Source organism: Aquitalea aquatilis, assembly GCF_005155025.1.
GTDB lineage: Bacteria > Pseudomonadota > Gammaproteobacteria > Burkholderiales > Chromobacteriaceae > Aquitalea > Aquitalea aquatilis.
In genome coordinates this window covers 4216655-4233579 of the sequence record NZ_CP039731.1, presented here as the reverse complement: position 1 = coordinate 4233579, position 16925 = coordinate 4216655, and the positions used below count along the sequence as shown (strand labels likewise).

Below are 16925 nucleotides of genomic sequence, written 5' to 3'. Positions count from 1 at the left end.
GTCTTTATAGTCAGCGCGATCCATCCAAGCTCAAAGCGCCTACCCGAATGAATGCATACCCCGTGCTGTTGCAAGCCCATCCCGAATGCCGTCCATGGCAGGTGAGATTGTTTGGCCTGACGCTGGGCCTGGTCACCGGGGCCGACTTTGTCGCCGTCAGCATGATGGGGGTGGCCGGTGGCGCGATTCAGGGCGGGGTGTCGGCGGCTCCGCAGGAATATCTGTGGGCGCTGACCAGCTTTGCCGTGGGGGCGGTGCTGGTCAATCTGTTGCTGGGGCGGTTTGCCACCCTGATCAGTTATCGCCGCTATACCCAGTGGGCATTGTTGCTGTTCATGGCTGGCAGTGTGGGCTGTGCCCTGGCCGAGGGCATTGCCAGCCTGGCGCTGGCGCGGCTGTTTCAGGGTTTGGGCGGCGGCGGGTTGTTTACCGCCTCGCGCATTCTGCTGCAGCTGGTGGCTCAGCCAAGAGAACGCAAGCCCTTGATGTACGGTTTTCTGCTGGGTCTGTTCAGCCTGGCTGGCATCTCGCCCTGGTTGTCTGCCCTGTTGGTGGAAGACTGGGGCTGGCAGGCCATTTTCTGGTTGCAGGCGGCGTTTGTGCCGGTATTGCTGCTGCTGGTGCGGCTGAGCTATCCACGCCATGCCGGAGCGCCGACCCGCATGCAGGCTGGCGAACTAGACTGGGTTGCGGTGGCGGCTGTGGGCTTAGGGGCCTTGCTGGTCTTGCATACGCTGGAGGATTTGCGCTTTTTGCGCTTGGCGGCCCGGCCCGGCATGTGGCTGGCCTTGCTGGGTGGTACATTGTTGCTGGGGCTGGCCTGGCGGCGCAGTCACACCCATCCCGACCCCTGGTTGCAACTGCATGCGCTATTGCGCCGCCGCTATCTGATGGGGCTGGCCTTCTATGCCCTGTATTACCTGTGTAACGGTATCTGGTCCTACCTCTTGTCCACCTTGCTGCAGCGCGGGCTGGGCTTTGATTTTGTCACGACCGGCAGGGTCATCAGCCTGGGTGGCATGGTGACGGTCGCGATGGCGCTGGTCTATCTGTATGCCAGCCGCTGGCTGACCCGCCGTCACCATCTACTGGCCATTGGCTTTGCCTTGCTGGCGCTGTGTTGTCTGTGGCTGGCGCAGGCGGCCATGCCGGGGGCGGCGCTGGCCAATCTGTTGCCGGCCATTCTGCTGCATGGGCTGGTGCCGATCTTGTCGGTCTTGCAGATTGCCGCCATGACTTATGCCGAGGTGCAGGTCGAAGACTTTGCCCATGCCTATCAACTGAAAAACATCATGCGTGAGCTGGCGGGGGCCTTGGGAACCGGTCTGGCCACCCTGCAGCTGCAAGCCGGCGAGGCCGAGGCGCGGCTGTCGCTGCTCGGCCGGCTGGATGGGGTGACGTTGCGGCAGTGGGAGGGAGGGGCGGATGCGGCGAGTCTTGCGCAGTTGTCGACGCAAGTCACCCAGCAGGCGGTATTGATCGCCAGTGATCATGCCTTGCTATCATTGGCTGCGCTGGCTGGCTTGGCGCTGCTGCTATCGCTGTGGCAGCGCGATCTGCGCTGAGAGCACAGGCAATAAAAAAACCCGGCATGGCCGGGTTTGGTAGGGTGGAATCGTTCAGGGACGCAGCGGCCCGGTCAGGCGGGTAAGGGTGTCATCCTTGACGAAGCGGTGGTGCCATACGGCGGCTGCGGCATGGAAGATGGCCAGCCATAGCAACATATTGCCCAGCGCTTCGTGAATTTCTTTCAGGTTGCGGGCGGTTTCCTTGCCGACGTTGAACAAGATCGGCAAGGTGCTGCCCAGCAGCACCACGTCCTTGCCATTACCCTGCACGATGGCGATGCCCAGCAGCGGCAGTGCGATCATCAGGCCATACAGCAGCCAGTGTGCGGCATGCGCCAGCAGCATGGCCGCCGGTTGCGGTGCCGGGGTGATATCCGGCACACGGTTGGCCAGTCGCCACAGCAGGCGCGGCAGGACCAGCAACAGGACAATGACGCCAGCCTGGAAGTGGCCGGACTTCAGAAAGTCACGCAAGGGGCTGCCCTTGGGGGCGATGTCCTTGAATTCGATAAAGGCCAGTGCCGCGATGACTGCCAGCGCGCCCAGCCAGTGAAAGGCACGGGCCAGACGGCCGTAACTGTGTTGTGAATTTTTTAGCATGATGGTCCCTTCAGCGTGGGGAGTGTCCGGTTTGATCTGGCCGCATCATAGCCAGACAGTATTAAATCAGACTTAATCTTGCGCCGTGCTGTTGTCATTGTGCAAGGCAGCGCGAATCACGCCACATTTGTCGGCCGGCTGCCAGCCTGCCGGTTTCAGCACCTTGCCATCGGCACGCCGCACCACCTTGCCCTCTATCTGCTTGCGCAGATTGGCCTGATGAATGGCATCAGTCATGGCCTCCAGCGGCATTCCCTGTGATAGCAGCAGGCCAGTCAGCACATTCAGTACATCCACGCCCTCGGCAGTCAGCTCGGCCATGCGGCGCACTTTTTCGGCGGGGTCGCAGTTTTCCAGTTGCTTGAATTCTTGTAGCGCATGCAGGAATTCGGCCATCTCTTCCTGCAGCATGTTTTCCCACATCGGCAGGGTGTCCGGGTACAGGCCGGGCTGGCTGGGAGCGGGCAGGTCAAAGCGCTGCATGAAATCGCGACGCAAGTGATAGGGATTTGTCATTATATGGTGATATTTTGTGAATTTATTACTGTATATTGTGGTTTTTGTAGTGTTGCTTGGCAAGCAGATTATGCCGTGGAAATGAAAAACGCCCGCTGGGGCGGGCGTGATGATTTGTGGCTAAGGCCCCAAATCAGGCGGTCAGGGTAGCCAATACATCGAAATAGTCGGGGAAGGTCTTGGCCACGCATTTCGGGTCATTGATGATGACCGGAACGCCCAGCAGCGAGACCAGCGAAAAGCACATGGCCATGCGGTGATCGTCGTAAGTGTCGATCTCGGCATCGGCGGTCAGGCTGGCCGGCGGGGTGATGCGGATGTAGTCCTGCCCCTCTTCCACGATTGCACCGACCTTGCGCAGCTCCGTTGCCATGGCTGACAGGCGGTCGGTTTCCTTGACGCGCCAGCTTTCGATATTGCGCAGGGTGGTGGTGCCATCCGCTGCCAGTGCGGCGATGGCAATGGTCATGGCGGCGTCCGGGATGTGATTCAGGTCGACGTCGATAGCCTTGAGCTTGCCGCTGGCTGCCGCCTCGATCCAGTTGTCGCCCATGGTGATGGCAACCCCCATCTGGTGCAGGGTGTCAGCAAATTTCACATCACCCTGGATGCTGTTATTACCCACGCCCTCTACCCGTACCGGACCACCAGCCAGTGCGCCAGCCGCCAGGAAGTAGGAGGCGCTGGAGGCGTCGCCCTCGACATGGACTTCGCCCGGCGAAATATAGTGTTGGCCACCCGGAATCACGAAGCGCTGCCAGCCCTGGCGCTCAACGCGCACACCGAAGCGTGCCATCAGGTTGAGCGTTATCTCTATATAGGGTTTGGAAATCAGCTCGCCGACCACTTCGATGGTGACGGTTTCACCGGTCAGCGGCAACGCCATCAGCAAGGCGGTCAGAAACTGGCTGGAAACATTGCCCTTGACCGGAATTACTTCACCGGCGCGCAGGCTGGCCGGGGCAATGGCCAGCGGCGGATAGCCGGGATTGCCCTGATAGCTGATTTCGGCACCGGCAGCGCGCAAGGCGTCCACCAGATCGCCAATCGGCCGTTCATGCATGCGGGCCACGCCAGACAACTGGTAATTACCCTGCATCAGCGCCAATGCGGCGGTCAGCGGGCGAAAGGCGGTGCCGGCATTGCCCAGAAACAGGTCGGCGCTTTTGACCGGAAACTCACCACCCACGCCTTGTACCCGGAAGTCACGGCTATTGCCCAGCTGCTCAACGCTTACGCCAAGCAGGCCCAGTGCGGCCAGCATGTGGCGGATGTCATCCGAATCCAGCAGGTCACGCACCAGCGTCGTGCCGCTGGACAGCGCAGCCAGTAGCAGGGTGCGGTTGGAAATGCTTTTGGAGCCGGGCAGCTTGATGGTGCCGGCAAGGTGCGGAGTCGGAGTAAGGCGGAGCTGTTCCATGGCGTTGCGTCGAGTCTCTGTAGGTGTCGTGAAATTGTCCGGGTATTGTCATCACGCGCGCTCAGGTTGCTGCAGGCAGGGCTGGCGGGCGTTGCGGCCTATCACTGTAAAGGGCAGCGGGGTAACGTGCAAACTACAATCTTGCCGTCTTGCTGCTTTGTCTGTTGCGCTGCGGCAGAAAATCCTGCCAAAGCCGTTCCTGCCACTTGGCGACTGCGTTAAAATCAACGGTTTGGCGACGGTTCAGCTCGTCGTCGTGTGCTACAGGATGCAAGTCAAGCCCATGTCAGTTCCCGTTATCACCATCGACGGCCCTTCCGCTTCCGGCAAGGGTACTGTCGCCGCCATCGTTGCCCAGCGCCTGGGCTTTCATTATCTGGACTCCGGCTCGCTCTATCGCCTGCTTGCCCTGCATGCGCGCAAGCAGGATGTGGCATGGGATGCCGAGCAGCCTCTGGCCGAGCTGGCCACTACCTTGCCGGCGGCTTTCGAGCAAGGGCGAGTGTGGCTGGATGGCAACGATGTCAGCGAAGACATCCGGGCAGAAGAAATCGGTATTGGCGCATCGAAAGTGGCGGCCCTGCCAGCGGTACGCGCCGCGCTATTGCAGCGACAACGTGATTTTGCCGTGATTCCGGGCCTGGTGACCGATGGCCGCGACATGGGTTCGGTGGTGTTTCCGCAGGCTGCGACAAAGATTTTTTTGACTGCCAGTGCCGATGAGCGTGCAGCGCGCCGCCATAAGCAGTTGATCGGCAAGGGGGAATCTGCTAACCTCCCACGGATTCTGCAGGACATTATCGATCGGGACACGCGCGATGCGGCCCGGGCGGTAGCGCCGCTGCGCCAAGAGCCGGACGCCTTTCTGCTCGACACCACGGAGCTCACCATCGACCAGGCGGTCGAAACGGTACTTCGTTGCTTCGGGCAGTCCCAGGCCTCCGGCATATGATTTTTTAAAGGGCAACGCTTGCTGCACTGCAAGAAGCGCCCTGTGTTCAACCCTAACCCCGCACGCCGCAAGGTGTGCACCGAGAGTAAGCTTGATGACTACCCTCTCTATGGAAAACTTTGCCCAGCTGTTCGAAGAAAGCCTGACCCTTCACGACATGCGCGTGGGCGAGGTGATCACTGCCGAAGTCGTTGCAGTTGATTCCAACTTCGTAACTGTAAATGCCGGCCTGAAATCTGAATCCCTGATTCCGGCCGAAGAATTCAAGAACGACGAAGGCGTTGTTGAAGTTGCCATCGGCGACTTCGTGACTGTTGCCATCGACGCGCTGGAAAACGGCTTTGGCGAAACCAAGCTGTCCCGTGAAAAAGCCAAGCGTCTGGCTGCATGGGTTGAGCTGGAAGAAGCGCTGGAAACCGGCAAGATCCTGTCCGGCTTGATCAGCGGCAAGGTCAAGGGTGGCCTGACTGTTATGGTCAACGGCATCCGCGCCTTCCTGCCGGGTTCCCTGGTTGACGTGCGTCCGGTGAAAGACACCACCCCGTACGAAAACAAGAACATCGAATTCAAGGTTATCAAGCTGGACCGCAAGCGTAACAACGTGGTTGTTTCGCGTCGTTCGGTTCTGGAAGAAACCCTGGGCGAAGAGCGCAAGGCTCTGCTGGAAACCCTGAAAGAGGGCGCCGTTATCAAGGGTATCGTCAAGAACATCACCGACTACGGTGCGTTTGTTGACCTGGGCGGTATCGACGGCCTGCTGCACATCACCGACCTGGCATGGCGTCGTGTGAAGCACCCGTCCGAAGTTCTGGCTGTTGGCGACGAAGTCGAAGCCAAGGTCCTGAAGTTCGACCAAGAGAAGAACCGTGTATCCCTGGGTCTGAAGCAACTGGGCGAAGATCCGTGGGTTGGTCTGTCCCGTCGCTACCCGGCCAGCACCCGTCTGTTCGGCAAGGTAACCAACCTGACCGACTACGGCGCCTTCGTTGAAATCGAACAAGGCATCGAAGGTCTGGTACACGTGTCCGAAATGGACTGGACCAACAAGAACGTACACCCGTCCAAGGTTGTTCAGGTTGGTGATGAAGTTGAAGTCATGATCCTGGAAATCGACGAAGACCGTCGTCGTATCTCCTTGGGCATGAAGCAGTGCCTGGCCAACCCGTGGAACGAGTTTGCTGACAACTTCCACAAGGGTGACAAGCTGAAGGGCGCCATCAAGTCGATCACCGACTTCGGTGTGTTCGTTGGCCTGCCGGGCGGTATCGACGGCCTGGTTCACCTGTCCGACCTGTCCTGGAACGAAACCGGCGAAGATGCCGTGCGCAAGTTCAAGAAGGGTGACGAGGTTGAAGCCGTTGTTCTGTCCATCGACGTGGAAAAAGAACGCATCTCCCTGGGCATCAAGCAACTGGAAGGTGATCCGTTCAACAACTACGTTGCCATGAACGACAAGGGCGCTCTGGTCAAGGGTACCGTGAAGGCTGTTGATGCCAAGGGTGCAGTTATCTCCCTGGACATGGACGTTGAAGGCTACCTGCGTGCTTCCGAGCTGTCCCGTGACCGCGTGGAAGATGCCCGTACCCTGCTGAAAGATGGCGAAGAAGTGGAAGCCGTGATCATTGCCGTGGATCGCAAGTCCCGCAATATCAGCCTGTCCATCAAGGCCAAGGATGCTCAGGAAGACAGCACCGCCATGAAGAACCTGTCGGTTGACAGCGCTTCGGCTGGTACTACCAACCTGGGTGCTCTGTTGAAGGCCAAGCTGTCCGGCTCCAACGAGTAATTGCATCATGACCAAGTCTGAGCTGATCGCGCGGCTGGCAGAACGTCTTGCCGAGCGCAATTCTCAGTTGGTCTACAAAGATGCTGAGCTGGCTGTCAAAACCATTCTGGATGCGATGGCCAGCAACCTGGCACAGGGTAGCCGCATTGAAATCCGCGGCTTCGGTAGCTTCGACCTGAACTACCGTCCGCCCCGTGTGGGCCGTAACCCGAAATCAGGTAGCAGTGTCTCGGTTCCTGAGAAATATGTGCCGCATTTCAAGGCCGGCAAGGAATTGCGCGAACGGGTGGATCTGTCCCTGCTGGAGCAGACCCAGGCCTGATCGCCGCGAATCCCGGTCTAGCAAGCCAAATCAAAGCGCCGCTTTTGCGGCGCTTTTTCTTTGTTTGACTCTCCTCTTGCTTGGGTTGCAGCACACTATCGTTTAAACTTGCACTCCGGTAACCCTCTCCGAGTAAAGAGCATGCGCTACATCGTGCGTATCATCGAATTGGCCCTGCTGGTTTTCCTGATTGCCGTCACCGTGCAAAACAGCCACATGGTCGAGTTCAAGCTGTTCTTCGGCCAGTCCTGGTCGGCACCGCTGATTGTCTTCCTGCTGGTGTTCTTTGTTGCAGGCGCTGCTGTCGGATTGCTGGCCACCTTCTCCTACTATCTGCGCATGCGCAAGGAGCTGTCCCAGCTCAAGAAGGAATTGCGTAACCGTCCGCCCAGCAGCAAGGTCGCCGTCGATCCCAGCGACGCACTGGCCGACTAGGCCCAGTCTGTTCAGACCCTGCCGCCTTACGCGCGGGGTCGGCCTCTTACTCTCCTTGAAGGAAGCACTCTTTGGAACTGGATTTGTGGTGGCTGCTGCTATTCCCGGCCTTCTTCGGTCTGGGCTGGCTGGCTGCGCGGGTAGACATGCGCACCGTATTGAAGCAGGCCAAGTCGGTTCCCACCGGCTTTTTCCGTGGTCTGGATGCTCTCGTTGATGACAAGACCGACATCGCGGCGCGGGCTTTGGCCGAGGTATCGCGCCAGCAGGGTTCCGCACCGGAACTGCAACTGACGCTGGGCAAGCTGTATCGCAAACGCGGCGAGAACGACCGCGCCATTCGTCTGCATCAGCGCATGCTGGAATCGTCCGACCTGCCTGCCGAACAGCGTGACATCGTGCGCAACGAACTTGCACAGGATTTTCGCAAGGCTGGTCTGGTGGATAGGGCCGAAGAAATCTTGCTGAAACTGTTGGGCGGCAATATGGCGTTGGCAGCGCGACGCCAGTTGCTGGATATCTACCAGCAGGATCGCGACTGGAAAAAAGCGATTGAAACCGCCAAGGAGCTGCGCAGCGACGCCCACTCTTTTCAGCATGAAGTGGCACAGTTTTTCTGCGAACTGGCTCAGGGCGAGCTGTACCGTTCCAATTATCCGGCCGCCCGCACCCTGGTGGCCGAGGCCATGCAGGCCAATCGCAAATGTGTGCGCGCCAGCCTGATTCTGGGCGATATCGAATTTGCCGAAGGCAAAATCGAAGCCGCCATTGCGGCATGGCAAAACATCGAGAAACAGAATTACGAATACTTGTCGATGGCGGCAGAACGCTTGTTCGACGCCTACGAGAAGCTGGACAAGCCGCAAGAGGGCATTGCCCTGTTGCAGGGCTACCAGAAGACTTTCCCGCAACTCGAGCTGACCGACCTGTTGTATCAGAAGCTGTCGGCCTACGAGGGCGAGGAGCGGGCGCTGGAAGTGGCCCGTCAGTCGGTACATGCCCGTCCCAATCTGATGGGCGTTTACCGCCTGATCGAAGCGCAGATGGACGAGCTGTCGCCAGAAGGGCGGATGGATGCCGAAGTGGCCCGCGCCCTGATCCAGAAACATGCAGCGCGCCTGACAGTGCACCGCTGCAAGTGTTGCAATTTCCGCTCGCGGGCCTTCTTCTGGCATTGCCCCGCCTGCGGCGAGTGGGAAAGCTTTACGCCCAACCGCTCGGAAACTCATTGATCGCATTCAGGAGAAGACATGAATCCGCTAATTGCCGCCGGTCAGGACCTGCAACCGGCATCTCCTGTCGTCGTGGCGCTGGATTTTGCCGATGCGCCGTCGGCCCTTGACTTTGCAGCCCGCCTCGACCCGCAACAATGCCGGCTCAAAGTGGGCAAGGAATTGTTTACCTCGACCGGGCGCGGCCTGGTGGAAAGCCTCGCCGCGCGAGGCTTTCAGGTATTTCTTGATCTGAAATTCCATGATATTCCCAATACCGTGGCTCATGCCTGCAAGGCTGCGGCCGAGGCCGGCGTGTGGATGGTGAATGTGCATGCCTCCGGTGGCCGCCGCATGATGGAAGCGGCACGCGAGGGCCTGGCACAATACAGTCAGCGTCCGCTGCTGATTGCTGTGACCGTGCTCACCAGCATGGAAGCGGCTGATCTGGCTGAAATCGGCATTAGCGCCTCGCCGCAGGAGCATGTATTGCGGCTGGCGACACTGACCCGTGATTGCGGTCTGGATGGCGTGGTGTGCTCGGCACAGGAAGCGCCCATGCTCAAGGCCGCGCTGGGCAAGGCATTCCAGCTGGTTACCCCGGGTATCCGCCTGGCTGATAGCGCTGCCGACGATCAGCGCCGGGTGATGACCCCGGTGGCAGCATTGGAGGCCGGTGCCGATTATCTGGTGATCGGTCGCCCCATCACCCGTGCCGATGTGCCGCTGGATGTGCTGCGCAAGATCAACCGCGATATCGCGCTTTACCGGGCAGAACAGGCATGAAAATTACCGTTGTCGGTTCCGGCTATGTTGGTCTGGTGACCGGTACCTGCCTTGCCGAAGTGGGCAACCATGTGCTGTGTCTGGATGTAGACCCGGCCAAGATTGCCACTTTGCAACAAGGTGGCATTCCCATTTACGAACCCGGTCTGGACGACATGGTGCGGCGCAATGTCGAGGCCGGCCGTCTGTCGTTCACCACGGACATCCCCGCCGCCGTTGCCTTTGGCGAAGTGCAGTTCATCGCCGTGGGCACCCCGCCGGATGAAGATGGCTCCGCCGACCTGCAATACGTGCTGGCGGCCGCCCGCAATATCGGCCTCTACATGAGCGAGCCCAAGGTGGTGGTGGATAAATCCACCGTACCGGTTGGCACGGCCGACAAGGTCAAGGCGCAGATCGCCGCCACCCTGGCGGAGCGCGGTGCCGACATCGCCTACAGCGTGGTGTCCAACCCGGAGTTTCTGAAAGAAGGCGCGGCGATCGAGGACTTCATGAAGCCCGACCGCATCGTGGTCGGTGCTGAAGATGAGCGTGCCATCGAGCTGATGCGCCGCCTGTACGCACCATTCCAGCGTAATCACGACCGCATCCTGTTCATGGATGTACGCTCGGCCGAACTGACCAAATACGCCGCCAACGCCATGCTGGCTACCCGTATTTCCTTCATGAACGAGCTGGCCAATCTGGCTGAAGATCTGGGTGCCGACATCGAGCTGGTGCGGCGCGGTATCGGTTCCGATCCGCGCATCGGCTATCACTTTCTGTATCCGGGGGCCGGTTATGGTGGCTCCTGCTTCCCGAAAGACGTCAAGGCACTGGTGGCCAGCGGTCGCGAACAGGGCCACGCCATGCGTGTACTGACGGCTGTGGAAGAGGCCAACGAGGCACAAAAACGCCGGCTGGTGGACAAGCTGGTCAAGCGTTTTGGCGATGACCTCACGGGTCACCATTTTGCGCTGTGGGGCCTGGCCTTCAAGCCGAATACCGACGATATGCGTGAGGCTTCCAGCCGCGTCATCATCGCCGAACTGATCCGCCGTGGCGCAACGGTTGCCGCCTATGATCCGGTCGCTGCCGATGAAGCGCGCCGCGTCATGGGTGATCTGCCGGGGCTGCGTTTTGCCGACGACATGATGTCTGCCCTGCATGGGGCGGATGCCTTGCTGGTGGTCACCGAATGGAAGATGTTCCGCGCGCCGGACTTCGACGCCATCAAGGCCAGCCTCAAGCATCCGGTGATTCTGGATGGCCGCAATATGTATGATCCGGCCTGGCTGCGCGAGCTGGGCTTCGACTATCAGGCGATAGGACGCTAAAACCGTATGAATCTGTTGCAAGAACTGGGGCTGGATGGAGCCACGCTGAGTGCCGATCTGGCCCGTGCTCGTGTGCTGGTGGTGGGGGACGTGATGCTGGACCGTTACTGGTTTGGCGATGTCTCGCGCATTTCGCCGGAAGCACCGGTACCGGTGGCTCGCATCGGCCGCATGGAAGAACGCGCCGGCGGCGCTGCCAATGTGGCGCGCAATATCGCCAGCCTGGGTGGCAAGGCTTCCATCCTGTCGGTGGTGGGCGATGACGAGGCAGCCAGCGCGCTGGAGCGACTGATGCTGGAAGACGGCATCACCACCTTGCTCAAGCGTGATGCGGCCATTTCCACCACCATCAAGTTGCGAGTGGTGGCGCGCCAGCAGCAATTGATCCGGCTGGATTTTGAAGATGCCCCCAGCCGCGAAATCCTGGCGGACAAGCTTGAACAATACCAGGCCGTGCTGGCCGAGCACGATGTGGTCATCTTGTCCGACTATGGCAAGGGTGGCCTCACGCATGTGACTCGCATGATCGAACTGGCACGTGCCGCGGGCAAGCCGGTGCTGATCGACCCCAAGGGCGATGATTATGCCAAGTACGCCGGCGCCACCCTGCTGACACCGAATCGCAGCGAGTTCAAAGAGGTGGCCGGCAGCTGGCAAAACGAAGAACAGCTGATTGCCAAGGCCCAGGCCTTGCGTACCGAACTGCAGCTGGACGCCCTGCTGGTGACCCGCAGCGAAGAGGGCATGACCTTGTTCCGTGCCGAAGGCGCCTTGCATCAGCCTACCTTCGCCCGCGAGGTGTACGACGTGTCCGGCGCGGGGGACACGGTGATCGGCACCATGGGTCTGGCGCTGGCCGCCGGGCTGACGCTGCCGCTGGCCATGAGTCTGGCCAATGCCGCTGCTGGCATTGTGGTGGGCAAGCTGGGTACGGCAGTTTGCACGCAGCAGGAATTGTTTGCTGTTTAACGCTGGCCGCAAGGCAGGAGTATGCGCATGACGACAGTACTGGACGAGGTAGTGCAATGCTGGTTTGGCGGCAATGCGCCAGAGCAGATGCAGCAGCCGCAAGCCAAGTGGTTTCGCAAAGACCCTGACTTCGACCAGCTGCTGCAGCAGCGCTTTGCCGGTACGTGGCAAGCGGCCATGGCCGGGCAACTGGCCATGCCGTCGGCAGCTGAGCCGCTGGCGTTGCTGGGCTATATCGTCCTGACTGATCAGCTGTCACACAATATGTATCGCGACACCGCCCAGGCTTTCGCCAGTGATGCACTGGCCTTGGCTGCGGCACGCCAGCTGGTTGACGCTGCGGCTGACCAGGTTTTGCCACCAATGGCACGGGTGTTTGCCTATCTGCCTTTCGAACATAGCGAGCAGCTGGCCGACCAGGATGTGTCGGTGGCGCTGTTCCAGACGCTGGCGGCCTATCCGCACAGCGCCGAATTTATCGACTACGCCCAGCGGCATCGCGACATTATCCGGCGTTTTGGCCGTTTCCCTCATCGCAATGCCCTGCTGGGTCGCCCCAGTACTCCGGAAGAGCTGGCCTTTTTGCAGCAGCCCGGCTCCTCCTTCTGAAAGGACGCACAATGACTATCGTGGTTACCGGCGCCGCCGGCTTTATCGGTTCCAATATCGTCAAGGCGCTGAACCAGCGCGGCATCACCGACATCATCGCCGTGGACAACCTGACCTCCGGCGACAAGTTCCGCAATCTGGTGGACTGTGAAATCGCCCACTATCTGGACAAGCATGATTTTCTGAATCTGCTGCTGGAAGGCGAGTTCGAGGGCGAGATCAGCGCCATCCTGCATCAGGGTGCCTGCTCCGATACCATGAACCACGATGGCAAGTACATGATGGACAACAACTATCAGTACACCCTGGCCTTGTTCGATTACTGCCAACACGAGGAAATCCAGTTCCTGTTTGCCTCCAGTGCCGCCACCTATGGCAAAGGCTCCATCTTCAAGGAAGAGCGCCAGTACGAAGGCCCGCTCAACGTTTACGGTTATTCCAAATTCCTGTTCGACCAGGTACTGCGCCAGCGCATGAAAGAAGGCCTGTCTGCCCAGGCCGTAGGTTTCCGCTACTTCAATGTCTACGGTCCGCAGGAACAGCACAAGGGCCGCATGGCTTCGGTGGCCTTCCACAACTTCAACCAGTACCGTGAGCACGGCAAGGTCAAGCTGTTCGGCAGCAACGATGGCTGGGGCAATGGCATGCAAAGCCGCGACTTTGTCTCGGTGGAGGACGTGGTCAAGGTCAATCTGTACTTCCTGGATAATCCGGGCAAGAGCGGCATTTTCAATCTGGGTTCGGGCCGTGCCCAGCCTTTCAACGATGTGGCGGTGTCCACCGTCAATGCCTGCCGTCGCCACGAAGGCAAGCCGGCCCTGAGCCTGGACGAGCTGGTGGCACAGGGCATCATCGAGTACATCGAATTCCCCGAGGCGCTCAAGGGCAAGTACCAGAGCTTTACCCAGGCCGATATCGGCAAGCTGCGCGATGCTGGCTACAGCGCACCGATGTTGACCGTGGAGCAGGGCGTGGATCGCTACGTGGACTGGCTGATCAGCCGCTGATTGCTGCCAGCCATCCCGAAACCGCCATGCCTTGTGCTGGCGGTTTTTCATTGCCAGCCTGTTGCAGCTTGGTTATTTGATTAGAAATAACGGTTCGACTGCCTCTTAGCACCAGGTCGTATAATGGCGCTCTGCCAAGGAGACTCACTGTGTACAAGTATCTGGAAGACTTCGTCGGCCATACGCCGCTGGTTCGGCTCAAGCGCATGCCGGGGGACAGCAGCAATGTGGTGCTGCTCAAGCTGGAAGGAAATAATCCGGCCGGCTCGGTCAAGGACCGGCCTGCGCTGTCGATGATTCGCCGTGCCGAAGTGCGTGGTGACATCAAACCGGGGGATACCCTGATCGAGCCTACCAGTGGCAATACCGGCATTGCGCTGGCCATGGCAGCGGCGATGATGGGCTACAAGATGATCTTGCTGATGCCGGAAGGCTCCAGCGCCGAGCGCGTGCAAACCATGCGCGCCTACGGTGCCGAGGTCATTCTGACCCCGAAAGAAACTTCCATGCCGGGAGCCATCGACGAAGCGCACCGCATGCAGCGTGCCGGGCTGGGGGTGATTCTGGACCAGTTTGCCAACCCGGATAATCCGCTGGCGCACTATGAAAGTACCGGGCCGGAAATCTGGGCGGACACCCAGGGCCGGGTCACCCATTTTGTTTCCAGCATGGGCACTACCGGCACCATCATGGGCAATAGCCGTTATCTGAAAGAACAGAATCCGGCCATCCAGATCATCGGCGTGCAGCCGGAAACCGGCAGCCAGATTCCCGGCATCCGCAAATGGGAAGACGAGTATCTGCCCAAGATCTGCGACTTCAGCCGTATCGATCAGCTGATTCATGTGTCGCAACAAGAGGCGGAAGACACCGCCCGCCAGCTGGCGCGGGAAGAAGGTATTTTCGCCGGGCCGTCCTCAGGTGGCGCACTGGCGGTAGCGCTGCGGCTGAACCAGCAACTGGAAAACGCGGTGATTGTGTCCATTGTCTGCGATCGTGGCGACCGCTATCTGTCCACCGGGCTGTTTCCTTTATAAGTTTTCTACCGTAATACAGTGAAGCAAGTGTCCCCATACCGCTAGTTATTGACCAGATACTGATTCAGTAGTTGAAACAGATCTGCTCTCGCGGTAGGGGACAGACTATGCCCATTGTTCGAATAAATCCGAACGGTCAGATTGTGCTTGTTGTGTTCGGTAAATTTCTGTTCCAGATATTTGACCGATGCCAGAGGCTGGTTGGCATCCTCTGCACCAACGCCTAACAGTATGGGAACGCTAATTGTTAAATAGTCTTCGATAGGGTCGACATCCAGTATGTCGTTCCACCAGTGTATCGGATTGCCAAACCAGTTCCTTTGCAAAGATGCAGACTCATTTTTTATCATTTTGCTAGCTTGATCAATGTCGTATATTTTATTGAGCAAATGATTGTTTTTGAGCTCTTGTAGCGAACGCCTCATGGTGAAACCACCACTTCCAATGATCACTATATGTGTTACGGATGGTAGTTGTGTTGCAGCCTTGATAATTACATTGGCTGCCTCTGAAACGCCGATTAGTACGATGTTTTTCGGTTTGAATGAGAGTTCTGCGCTTTTTGCTTTGACAAAATTGATAAAATCCTGCTGGCGATTTTTAAATATATTTGCTCGGATAAAGTCATCGCCACAGCTATTGATAAACGACAGATCATTTACATATCTTTTATTTAGAGCGTAAAGAGTTGCATTGGCTTTTATTGCCGAAAAATATTGTGGCAATTGGTATTTAAGGCTGGAGCAGCCTGTTGCTGCATAGGTGAATATCGCTGTGTCTTTTTTTATGTCTCCAAAGGCTATTTCGTAATAAATGGCGCTGCCACCATCTGGATAATGAAACAGTTTTCCAGTAGGTGCTTGTTCGGAAAGAGGAGGCAAGCTTTGGCAGCCTAGCAGCAAAACCAATAGCAACGCCTGTAGCAGGTAAATACACTTGGTGAGCATGATATTGGTTTTGTCTGTAGTGTTGATAGTATTTAGCCTTGCTCCTAGCTAAATTCAGGCTTCAGCGGTGGACATCGTGACTGACAAAGGGCTGCTCGGCGCTGGGCATGTTCAGCCAGCCGGGGCGGCGCAGACTGTTGCGAATGTCCTGATAGCCGCTATGCCAGTGCTGGCGCATGGTCTGCAGGCCAAACTGGTAGTCCTTGTAGTGGTCATCGTAAACCTTGTCCTGATAGATCAGATGCACCACGTTCAGGCGCTGGCAGTTGGCGGCGTGCCGGGCGGCCAGAAAGGCTGCCGAGCCATGCTCGCTTTCGGGAACCAGTGCCATCAGCTCGGACAATAGTTCACGGTACTGCAGCTCCTGGCGCAGGACATCGGTCACCATGCGGGTGCGGCTGGAATACTGGATATCCTTCTGCCGCATGGCCACTTCCTTCATATTGCCGGGCAAGTTGCCGCGGGCACTCCACAGGTCCACCTGGAAGGCGAGGGTGTTGTGGCGGTTTTCCTTGCTGATCAGCTGGCTTAGCGGCGTATTGGACACCACGCCACCATCCCAGTAGAACTCGCCGTCGATTTCCACTGCCGGAAAGCCGGGAGGCAAGGCACCCGAGGCGATGAAGTGCTCCGGTCGCAGTTTTTGCCGGGTATTGTCGAAATAGACGAAGTTGCCGCTACGGACATTGACCGCGCCAACCGATACCCGCATCTGGCTGCTGTCGTTGATGCGGTCGAAATCGGCCAGCTGTTCCAGCGTCTGCTTGAGTGGACTGGTGTCGTAGAAGCTGATATCCGCCGGACTGCTGGCATGTTGCATGGCCCAGGGCAGGCGTGGCCGGTAAAAGCCGTTTTGCCCCTCCAGCATCGAGCGCCATGCTTCCCAGCCGGCCAGTAGATGCTGCATGCTGGCCGGCCAGTGCTCGGGGTCCAGCATGGCCAGCGGTGTGGCGGGCAGAATGGGCGGCTGGCAGATGGTTTCCCAGAAGCGGCGCAGCTGGTCGACACGTTTATTGGGCGGATTGCCGGCAATGATGGCGGCGTTCAGTGCGCCAATGGAAATGCCGGCCACCCAGTTGGGGTGCAACTCGGCCTCGGCCAGGCCTTGATACACCCCGGGCTGGTAGGAGCCGAGCGCGCCGCCGCCTTGCAGCAACAGTGCGACAACATTGTATTGATGGCCAGCCGGCAGGCTGGCGCTGTGATAAAGGCGGTGTTGCGGATCGTAGCCAACGCTCATGCAATACTCCGTCTGCACATCGATGTGCGGCTGTTCTGGTTTGCCGAAAGAGGGGAGCCGCCTGTCGCGCCCTTGCCATGGCGCTGGCGGCCCCGTGCATTACCGCTTAGAGCGGCTAACAAAATAGCGTAGCGTCCCTGGGGCAAGGCGCGCCGACGCAGACAGTACACAAAGTACGGCAAGGAGGCGCAACGCAGCAGCAGG

General features: G+C 58.9%; 17 protein-coding genes. 12 read left to right on the top strand and 5 right to left on the bottom strand.

Annotation, left to right across the window (positions count from 1 at the left end; translation table 11 throughout):
• Positions 1 to 47 precede the first annotated feature (47 nt).
• Positions 48 to 1565, top strand: coding sequence for an MFS transporter (locus tag FAZ30_RS19645; RefSeq protein ID WP_124642007.1), 1518 nt, complete (start codon positions 48 to 50; stop codon positions 1563 to 1565).
• Between the two features lie 54 nt (positions 1566 to 1619).
• Here FAZ30_RS19645 and FAZ30_RS19640 read toward each other — a convergent pair whose 3' ends face one another.
• The 3 genes from FAZ30_RS19640 to aroA form a co-directional block, all read right to left on the bottom strand.
• Entirely contained in the window at positions 1620 to 2168 is a 549-nt protein-coding gene (locus FAZ30_RS19640; protein WP_124642008.1) for a cytochrome b, read from the bottom strand.
• Between the two features lie 72 nt (positions 2169 to 2240).
• Positions 2241 to 2684, bottom strand: a complete 444-nt coding sequence (locus FAZ30_RS19635) for a pyrophosphohydrolase domain-containing protein (protein ID WP_124642010.1) — start codon at positions 2682 to 2684, stop codon at positions 2241 to 2243.
• Positions 2685 to 2817: 133 nt separating this feature from the next.
• Positions 2818 to 4104 carry a 3-phosphoshikimate 1-carboxyvinyltransferase gene (gene aroA, locus FAZ30_RS19630; RefSeq protein WP_124642012.1) on the bottom strand — a complete coding sequence of 429 codons (1287 nt, stop codon included), beginning with the start codon at positions 4102 to 4104 and terminating at the stop codon, positions 2818 to 2820.
• A 283-nt stretch (positions 4105 to 4387) separates the two neighbouring features.
• On the opposite strand from aroA, the gene cmk reads away from it, so the two are divergent.
• From cmk to cysM, 11 genes are all read left to right on the top strand, one after another.
• Positions 4388 to 5056, top strand: coding sequence for a (d)CMP kinase (gene cmk, locus FAZ30_RS19625; RefSeq protein WP_124642014.1), 669 nt, complete (start codon positions 4388 to 4390; stop codon positions 5054 to 5056).
• Positions 5057 to 5150: 94 nt separating this feature from the next.
• Positions 5151 to 6842, top strand: a complete 1692-nt coding sequence (rpsA, locus tag FAZ30_RS19620; RefSeq protein WP_103525166.1) for a 30S ribosomal protein S1 — start codon at positions 5151 to 5153, stop codon at positions 6840 to 6842.
• 7 nt (positions 6843 to 6849) lie between these two features.
• Positions 6850 to 7164 (top strand): integration host factor subunit beta, encoded by a 315-nt coding sequence (locus tag FAZ30_RS19615; RefSeq protein WP_045846200.1) that lies wholly within the window; start codon positions 6850 to 6852, stop codon positions 7162 to 7164.
• A 141-nt stretch (positions 7165 to 7305) separates the two neighbouring features.
• Positions 7306 to 7599: a LapA family protein gene (locus FAZ30_RS19610; RefSeq protein WP_103525165.1), complete on the top strand. Its 294-nt coding sequence runs from the start codon at positions 7306 to 7308 to the stop codon at positions 7597 to 7599.
• Between the two features lie 71 nt (positions 7600 to 7670).
• The gene (gene lapB, locus FAZ30_RS19605; protein WP_103525164.1) at positions 7671 to 8831 is read left to right on the top strand and encodes a lipopolysaccharide assembly protein LapB; all 1161 of its coding nucleotides are present in this window, start codon (positions 7671 to 7673) and stop codon (positions 8829 to 8831) included.
• 18 nt (positions 8832 to 8849) lie between these two features.
• Positions 8850 to 9596 (top strand): orotidine-5'-phosphate decarboxylase, encoded by a 747-nt coding sequence (pyrF, locus tag FAZ30_RS19600; protein ID WP_124642016.1) that lies wholly within the window; start codon positions 8850 to 8852, stop codon positions 9594 to 9596.
• Positions 9593 to 10912 (top strand): UDP-glucose dehydrogenase family protein, encoded by a 1320-nt coding sequence (locus FAZ30_RS19595; RefSeq protein ID WP_124642018.1) that lies wholly within the window; start codon positions 9593 to 9595, stop codon positions 10910 to 10912. The genes pyrF and FAZ30_RS19595 overlap by 4 nt, the downstream gene beginning before the upstream one ends.
• Positions 10913 to 10918: 6 nt before the next feature.
• Positions 10919 to 11881, top strand: coding sequence for a D-glycero-beta-D-manno-heptose-7-phosphate kinase (gene rfaE1, locus FAZ30_RS19590; RefSeq protein ID WP_124642020.1), 963 nt, complete (start codon positions 10919 to 10921; stop codon positions 11879 to 11881).
• Positions 11882 to 11908: 27 nt separating this feature from the next.
• Positions 11909 to 12490 carry a DUF924 family protein gene (locus tag FAZ30_RS19585; RefSeq protein WP_137010080.1) on the top strand — a complete coding sequence of 194 codons (582 nt, stop codon included), beginning with the start codon at positions 11909 to 11911 and terminating at the stop codon, positions 12488 to 12490.
• 11 nt (positions 12491 to 12501) lie between these two features.
• Positions 12502 to 13497 carry an ADP-glyceromanno-heptose 6-epimerase gene (gene rfaD, locus FAZ30_RS19580; protein WP_124642024.1) on the top strand — a complete coding sequence of 332 codons (996 nt, stop codon included), beginning with the start codon at positions 12502 to 12504 and terminating at the stop codon, positions 13495 to 13497.
• A gap of 149 nt (positions 13498 to 13646) precedes the next feature.
• Positions 13647 to 14534 (top strand): cysteine synthase CysM, encoded by an 888-nt coding sequence (gene cysM, locus FAZ30_RS19575; RefSeq protein WP_124642027.1) that lies wholly within the window; start codon positions 13647 to 13649, stop codon positions 14532 to 14534.
• A 41-nt stretch (positions 14535 to 14575) separates the two neighbouring features.
• Here the strand turns inward: cysM and FAZ30_RS19570 are convergent, their stop codons facing one another.
• Both FAZ30_RS19570 and FAZ30_RS19565 read right to left on the bottom strand, forming a co-directional pair.
• The gene (locus FAZ30_RS19570; RefSeq protein ID WP_124642029.1) at positions 14576 to 15481 is read right to left on the bottom strand and encodes an acyl-CoA thioester hydrolase/BAAT C-terminal domain-containing protein; all 906 of its coding nucleotides are present in this window, start codon (positions 15479 to 15481) and stop codon (positions 14576 to 14578) included.
• Between the two features lie 61 nt (positions 15482 to 15542).
• Positions 15543 to 16721, bottom strand: a complete 1179-nt coding sequence (locus tag FAZ30_RS19565) for a DUF3734 domain-containing protein (RefSeq protein ID WP_124642031.1) — start codon at positions 16719 to 16721, stop codon at positions 15543 to 15545.
• Positions 16722 to 16925 lie beyond the last annotated feature (204 nt).